At 51.7% G+C, this 8,415-nt stretch carries 3 protein-coding genes and 1 pseudogene; all 4 read left to right on the top strand.

Going from position 1 to position 8,415, the window contains the following annotated elements:
• Window positions 1-84: 84 nt before the first annotated feature.
• The gene (locus DI14_RS05625; RefSeq protein ID WP_034806374.1) at window positions 85-681 is read left to right on the top strand and encodes a class I SAM-dependent methyltransferase; all 597 of its coding nucleotides are present in this window, start codon (window positions 85-87) and stop codon (window positions 679-681) included.
• Between the two features lie 193 nt (window positions 682-874).
• Window positions 875-4,423 (top strand): DNA-directed RNA polymerase subunit beta, encoded by a 3,549-nt coding sequence (rpoB, locus tag DI14_RS05630; protein ID WP_034806381.1) that lies wholly within the window; start codon window positions 875-877, stop codon window positions 4,421-4,423.
• A gap of 22 nt (window positions 4,424-4,445) precedes the next feature.
• Complete coding sequence (gene rpoC, locus DI14_RS05635) at window positions 4,446-8,045, top strand: DNA-directed RNA polymerase subunit beta' (protein ID WP_034806377.1); 3,600 nt, start codon at window positions 4,446-4,448, stop codon at window positions 8,043-8,045.
• A 288-nt stretch (window positions 8,046-8,333) separates the two neighbouring features.
• Window positions 8,334-8,415 (top strand): annotated as a pseudogene (locus DI14_RS15185) (30S ribosomal protein S12); the annotation flags it as partial.

Consider the following 8,415-nt stretch of genomic DNA (forward strand, 5'->3'; position numbering starts at 1 on the left):
CCAACTTTTACTTCACAACCTATAGAAGCTCGCCGTGGCGAGCTTCTTTTATTTCCTTGAAGATTGGGTTAGGAGGTTCAACGCATGGGAGATCATTACTATACGAACGATCCGAGTTCGAAAAGTGCCCCTGAGACGTGGTCGTATGAGTTGCGAGGGAAGACGTATCGCTTCACCTCGGACCGCGGCGTGTTCTCGAAAGGATCGGTCGATTTTGGGTCACGTCTCTTAATCGAGTCATTTGAAGTGCCTGTCGTTTCGGGCCGCATTTTAGATGTCGGCTGTGGTTACGGTCCTATGGGGATCTCGCTTGCCGACGCCTCTGGGCGGGAAGCGCTCCTCGTCGACGTGAACGAGCGGGCGCTCGCTTTGTCCGAACAAAACGCCACCCAGAACGGAGTGACGATTGAGACGCGACTCAGTCATGCTTACGATGCGGTCGGAGAGGAACGGTTCGCGGCCATCGTGACCAATCCACCGATTCGCGCCGGTAAACAAGTGGTCCATACGATCCTTCGGGATGCGTACGATCACCTTGTGAGCGGTGGCGCGCTCTATGTCGTCATTCAAAAGAAACAAGGAGCACCTTCTGCGAAGAAGTTGCTTGAAGACGTGTTTGGTCATGTCGAGACGCTTGCGAAGGAAAAAGGCTATTTCATTTTCCGGGCAATTCGGTCTTGACAAACGGCGAAGTCTTGTTGACTCGCTATAACGTATATGCTAACATTATAAAATGCCATTGGAATGGAATTCGCTTGGAACTGCCGCGTTTGCCGCTTTTTAGACGCGAAAAAAGAGCGACATTCAATGACAATGTTCGATTATTACGCCCGAAAAATTCGCTAAAGAATTGGGGGTCTGCGAGGTGAATCAGTTGACTGGTCAACTTGTTCAGTACGGTCGTCACCGTCAGAGAAGAAGCTTTGCCCGTATCAGTGAGGTATTAGAGCTTCCGAATTTGATTGAAATTCAAACTGCTTCGTATGAGTGGTTCTTGCGTGAAGGATTGAAAGAGATGTTCACGGACATTTCACCAATCTCTGACTTCACAGGAAACCTCGTACTCGAGTTCATCGATTACTCGCTCAGCGAGCCGAAGTACTCGATCGATGAGTCGAAGGAGCGAGACGTTACTTACTCTGCGCCACTTCGCGTAAAAGTACGTCTGCAAAACAAAGAAACAGGTGAATTGAAAGAGCAAGAAGTGTTCATGGGTGATTTCCCGCTCATGACAGAGTCAGGAACGTTTATCATTAACGGCGCCGAGCGCGTCATCGTTTCTCAGCTTGTTCGTTCACCGAGCGTTTATTACAACTCGAAGCTCGATAAAAATGGTAAGCGTGGTTTCGGCGCGACCGTCATCCCGAACCGTGGGGCATGGCTCGAGCTCGAAACAGATGCCAAAGATATCGTGTATGTCCGTATCGACCGTACCCGCAAAATCCCGGTAACGGTGTTGTTGCGTGCGCTCGGATTCGGCACGGACCAAGAAATTATCGACCTTTTAGGCGACGACGAATATCTTCGTAACACCCTTGAAAAAGATAACACCGAGTCGACAGAAAAAGCATTGATTGAGATTTATGAGCGTCTCCGCCCTGGTGAGCCACCAACGGTTGAGAACGCGAAATCACTTCTCGTCTCACGTTTCTTCGACCCGAAACGCTATGACCTCGCAAACGTTGGTCGCTATAAGATGAACAAAAAGCTTCATCTAAAGAATCGCTTGTTCGGACAAAAGTTGGCGGAAACGCTCGTTGACCCGGAAACAGGCGAAGTGATCGCAGAGGCTGGCACGGTACTCGACCGTCGTAACCTTGACCGCGTCCTCCCGCATTTGGAGAACGGCCTTGGCTACATGGACGCAGAGCCGACAGGCGGCGTCGCGGAAGGTGAACCGTTCGGTCTTCAGTCGATTAAAGTCATCTCACCGGATGACCCAGACGGAGAGCGTATTTTGAACATTATCGGTAACGGCAATATCGACCGTAGCGTGAAACATATCACACCGGCCGATATCATCGCATCGATCAACTACTTCTTCAACTTACTTCACGAAGTCGGAACAACAGATGACATCGACCACTTAGGAAATCGTCGTCTTCGTTCAGTCGGAGAGCTTCTCCAAAACCAATTCCGCATCGGTCTCTCGCGGATGGAACGTGTCGTAAAAGAACGGATGTCGATTCAAGATCAAAACGCGATCACACCTCAGGCGCTCATCAACATTCGCCCGGTGATTGCATCACTGAAAGAGTTCTTCGGTAGCTCGCAGTTGTCACAGTTCATGGACCAAACGAACCCGCTCGCAGAATTGACGCACAAGCGTCGTCTGTCTGCACTTGGACCGGGTGGTTTGACGCGTGAGCGTGCCGGCTTCGAAGTTCGAGACGTTCACTATTCGCACTACGGTCGGATGTGTCCAATCGAAACACCAGAAGGACCGAACATCGGACTCATCAACTCACTTTCGTCTTATGCGAAAGTAAACGAGTACGGGTTCATCGAAGCGCCGTACCGTCGTGTTGACCCGGAAACTGGTCTCGTCACAGGCGAGATTCAATATATGACGGCGGATGAAGAAGATCTCTACGTCGTCGCCCAGGCGAACATGCCGCTCACGGAAGACGGTCACTTTGCCGACGCACAAGTTCTTTGCCGCTTCCGCGGACAAAACTTGTCAGTTGAGCCGAGCCGAGTCGATTACATGGACGTTTCGCCGAAACAGGTTGTTTCTGCAGCGACGGCATGTATCCCGTTCCTTGAGAATGATGACTCGAACCGTGCCCTCATGGGAGCGAACATGCAACGTCAGGCTGTACCGCTTCTCCAACCGGATTCACCGATTATCGGGACTGGTATGGAGTACGTGTCAGCGAAAGACTCTGGAGCCGCGATTATCGCCAAGTTCCCAGGTGTCGTCGAGCGTGTCACAGCACGTGAAATCTTGGTCCGTCGCACGTCTGACGTGAACGGGTCTGAAGTTTCAGGTGACCTCGACCGCTACAAACTTCAAAAATATGTCCGTTCGAACCAAGGGACATGCTACAACCAGAAGCCGATCATCGCTGCTGGCGACCGTGTCGAAAAAGGAGAAATCCTTGCTGACGGTCCGTCGATGGATATGGGTGAGCTCGCGCTCGGCCGTAACGTCGTCGTCGCCTTCATGACATGGGACGGTTACAACTATGAGGATGCGATCATCATGAGTGAGCGTCTCGTGAAAGATGATGTGTACACGTCGATTCATATCGAAGAGTACGAATCAGAGTCACGCGACACGAAACTCGGACCTGAGGAAATCACACGTGATATTCCAAACGTCGGGGATGACGCACTTCGCAATTTGGACGATCGTGGGATCATCCGCATCGGTGCGGAAGTCAAGGATGGCGATATCCTCGTCGGTAAAGTGACGCCTAAAGGTGTGACGGAATTGACGGCGGAAGAGCGTCTCTTGCACGCGATCTTCGGTGAGAAGGCACGTGAAGTCCGTGATACGTCACTCCGTGTACCTAACGGCGGCGACGGCATCATCTTGGACGTCAAAGTGTTCGACCGTGAAAACGGTGACGAGCTCTCACCAGGCGTAAACCAAATGGTTCGTGTCTACATCGTTCAAAAACGTAAGATTCACGAAGGGGATAAGATGGCGGGACGTCACGGTAACAAAGGTGTTATCTCGCGCATTCTCCCAGAAGAAGATATGCCATACATGCCAGACGGCACACCAATTGACATCATGCTTAACCCACTTGGTGTACCATCGCGTATGAACATCGGTCAGGTACTCGAACTCCACCTTGGGATGGCGGCGAAGAAGCTCGGCATTAAAGTGGCGACACCTGTATTCGATGGTGCGCGTGAGGAAGACGTATGGGCAACGATTGAAGAAGCTGGAATGGACAAGGATGCCAAGACTCGTCTCTACGACGGGCGTACTGGTGAACCGTTCGATAACCGCGTCTCGGTCGGTGTCATGTACATGATCAAACTCGCGCACATGGTTGATGATAAACTTCACGCTCGTTCGACTGGACCATACTCACTCGTCACGCAACAACCGCTCGGTGGTAAAGCACAGTTCGGTGGACAGCGCTTCGGTGAGATGGAAGTTTGGGCACTTGAAGCGTACGGCGCAGCCTACACGCTCCAAGAAATCTTGACAATCAAGTCGGATGACACGGTCGGTCGTGTGAAAGCATACGAAGCGATCGTGAAAGGCGAGAGCGTTCCGAAAGCGGGCGTTCCTGAATCGTTCCGCGTCTTGATCAAAGAGCTTCAAGCACTCGGTATGGAAGTCAAGATGATGTCTGCGGACGATGAAGAAGTCGAAATGAAAGATGAAGATGACGACAACATCCCGAACGCAACATCGGCGTTAGAACAAGTCGTTCAACCGACTGTTACGGAAGAGGAATAAGGCGAAAAGGGAGGTCGGCCCCTTGGTAGATGTTAATCGATTTGAATATATGAAAATCGGCTTGGCTTCACCGGAGAAGATCCGTTCGTGGTCTTACGGGGAAGTCAAAAAGCCGGAAACAATCAACTATCGTACACTTAAACCAGAGAAGGACGGATTGTTCTGTGAACGAATCTTCGGTCCGACGAAAGACTGGGAATGTTACTGCGGGAAATACAAACGAATCCGTTATAAAGGAGTCATTTGTGACCGCTGTGGCGTTGAAGTGACGAAAGCGAAAGTGCGTCGCGAGCGTATGGGCCATATCGAGCTCGCGGCACCGGTTTCGCATATCTGGTACTTCAAAGGAATTCCAAGCCGGATGGGGCTTGTGCTCGACATGTCACCACGTGCGCTCGAAGAAGTCATTTACTTCGCGTCGTACGTCGTGACCGAGCCAGGTGACACACCGCTCGAGAAGAAGCAACTCCTCTCGGAAAAAGAATTCCGTCTCTACCGCGAGAAATACGGTAGCGACTTCAAAGCAGACATGGGTGCGGAAGCGATTCGGACACTCCTTAAAGACGTACAACTCGAGAAGGAAGTCGGAGAACTCCGCGAAGAATTGAAGACGGTTCAAGGCCAACGTCGTACACGTGCGATTAAACGTCTTGAAGTGCTCGATGCATTCTTCACGTCAGGGAACAATCCAGACTGGATGATCCTTGAAGTACTTCCTGTCATCCCGCCAGAGCTTCGCCCGATGGTGCAGCTCGACGGTGGACGCTTCGCGACATCGGACTTGAACGATTTATATCGTCGTGTCATCAACCGTAACAACCGTCTCAAACGTTTGCTCGACCTCGGCGCGCCGAACATCATCGTGCAAAACGAGAAGCGTATGCTTCAAGAAGCGGTTGACGCTTTGATTGATAACGGTCGTCGTGGACGTCCGGTCACAGGTCCTGGTAACCGTCCGCTCAAATCACTTTCACACATGTTGAAAGGGAAACAGGGTCGTTTCCGTCAAAACCTTCTTGGTAAACGGGTCGACTACTCAGGACGTTCGGTTATCGTCGTTGGACCAAACTTGAAGATGTACCAGTGTGGTCTCCCGAAAGAGATGGCACTCGAACTCTTTAAGCCGTTCGTGATGAAAGAACTCGTCGGTCGCGGCATCGCGTCGAACATCAAGAACGCCAAACGTAAGATTGAGAAGATGCAACCAGAAATCTGGGGCGTCCTCGAAGAAGTCATCCGTGAGCATCCGGTTCTCTTGAACCGTGCCCCGACGCTTCACCGCCTAGGGATTCAAGCTTTCGAACCGATTCTCGTCGAAGGTCGCGCGATTCGCCTTCACCCGCTCGTATGTACGGCTTACAACGCCGACTTCGATGGTGACCAAATGGCGGTTCACGTACCACTTTCTGCAGAAGCGCAAGCGGAAGCTCGTCTTCTCATGCTCGCAGCACAAAACATTTTGAACCCGAAAGATGGAAAACCAGTCGTTACACCATCGCAGGATATGGTCCTCGGTAACTACTACATCTCGCTTGAGCGCGACGATGCCATCGGTCAAGGGAAGATCATGTCGAACGTCAACGAAGCACTCATCGCGTACCAAAACGGTTACGTCCACTTGCACTCGCGTGTGGCGGTTCCGGCGCGGACACTCAACAACCCGACGTTCACTGACGAACAAAATGAGAAACTATTGATCACGACGGTCGGAAAGATGATCTTTAACGAAATCTTGCCGAACACGTTCCCATACTTGAACGAGCCGTCAATGGAAAACTTGCAGGAAGCAACACCTGACAAGTACTTCATCGACAAAGGTGCGAACGTCGCGGAAGAAATCGCCGCACGTCCACTCGTCGAGCCGTTCAAAAAAGGATTCCTTGGAAAAGTCATCGCGGAAGTGTTCCAGAAGTTTGAAACGACTGAAACAAGCCGCATGCTTGACCGGATGAAAGACCTCGGCTTCAAACACTCGACAAAAGCGGGTGTGACGGTCGGGATCTCGGACATCATCGTTCTTCCGGATAAACAAGAAATCCTCGATGAAGCACAGAAACAAGTCGACCAAATCATGAAATCGTTCCGCCGTGGTCTCATCACTGAAGATGAGCGCTATGAGCGTGTCGTCCGGTCGTGGAACGAAGCGAAAGATGAGATTCAGTCACGCTTGATGAAATCCCTCAACCGCTTGAACCCGATCTTCATGATGTCTGATTCTGGTGCCCGTGGTAACGCGTCCAACTTCACGCAGCTCGCAGGGATGCGTGGTTTGATGGCCGCTCCATCTGGCCGCATCATCGAACTTCCGATCAAATCGTCGTTCCGTGAGGGACTGACGGTTCAAGAGTACTTCATCTCGACGCACGGTGCGCGTAAAGGTCTTGCCGATACAGCCCTTAAGACGGCTGACTCAGGTTACTTGACGCGTCGTCTCGTCGACGTTGCCCAAGATGTCATCATCCGTGAAGAAGATTGTGGAACGGACCGCGGAATCCGCGTCGCCGCTCTCCGCGAAGGCACGGAAGAAATCGAAAGCTTGTATGACCGCCTCGTCGGCCGTACATCGTTCGAGACAGTGGCACATCCGGAAACGGGAGAAGTCATGGTCGAGAAGAACCAACTCATCACCGAAGAGCTTGCCCGTGAAATCGTCGATGCTGGCGTTGAGCGCGTTGAAATCCGTACTGCCTTCACATGTAACACGTCACACGGCGTATGTAAGAAGTGTTACGGACGCAACTTGGCGACCGGTTCGAACGTCGAAGTCGGGGAAGCTGTCGGAATCATCGCCGCGCAATCAATCGGTGAGCCAGGAACGCAGCTTACGATGCGTACCTTCCACACAGGTGGTGTAGCCGGAGATGATATCACACAAGGTCTTCCGCGTATCCAAGAGGTATTCGAGGCCCGTAACCCGAAAGGTCAAGCGGTCATCTCGGAAATCCCGGGTACGGTCATCGACTTCACCGAGTCGCGCGACAAGCGTGAACTCACAGTCGAAGGGCTCAGCGAAACACGTTCGTACACGATTCCGTTCGGAGCACGTCTCCGTGTCCAAATCGGCGATACGGTCGATGCTGGGGAAGTCTTCACGGAAGGTTCGATCGATCCGAAAGAATTGCTCACCGTCCGTGGTGTATCGGGTGTTCAGAACTATCTTCTCCAAGAAGTTCAAAAAGTATACCGGATGCAAGGGGTAGAAATCGGCGATAAGCACGTCGAGGTCATGGTTCGCCAAATGCTTCGTCGCGTCAAAGTCATCGAATCAGGTGACACGCCGCTTCTCCCAGGTTCACTCGTCGATATCAGCGTCTTCAAAGAGGCATGTAAAGATGCTCTCCGCGACGGCAAGAGCCCGGCGACGGCCAAACCGGTCCTTCTCGGAATCACGAAAGCGTCGCTCGAGACAGATTCGTTCCTCTCGGCCGCTTCGTTCCAAGAAACGACTCGCGTGTTGACAGACGCTGCCATCAAAGGTAAGCGTGACTATCTCCTCGGTCTCAAAGAGAACGTCATCATCGGTAAGCTCGTTCCTGCTGGTACAGGGATGCCGGTTTACCGCGATGTCCAGCTCAAAGAGGACAAGGCAGAAGTCGCTCTCGAAGACACGACAGTGGAATAAAAACGTCTTGACAGCATTCATTGGCGGTGCTACTATGATTTAGTGCCGCCAATCGGTTGTTGTCGTAGACAACGGTGTCCAGCAGTCGGCAAGCTACTTGGACGTCACCCGATCTTTCTTCGGAAGGATTTGGCTGCTATCTTTGCCACTTTCAAGGTATAACTCACGTTTTTGCGAGGTCATGGAATGCCTACGCCTCGTAAAAGCGTTTCGTTATGACCTTAAATGAACCACCCGGGTCGGTGGGTCTAGAAAATAGCACAATTCAGGAAGGGAGGATCTTCAAAGATGCCTACTATCAACCAGTTAGTCCGTAAAGGACGTAAATCGAAAGTCGTTAAATCTGACTCTCCAGCACTTAACAAAGGTT

This window comes from Exiguobacterium sp. AB2, assembly GCF_000696055.1.
Classification (GTDB): domain Bacteria; phylum Bacillota; class Bacilli; order Exiguobacteriales; family Exiguobacteriaceae; genus Exiguobacterium; species Exiguobacterium alkaliphilum.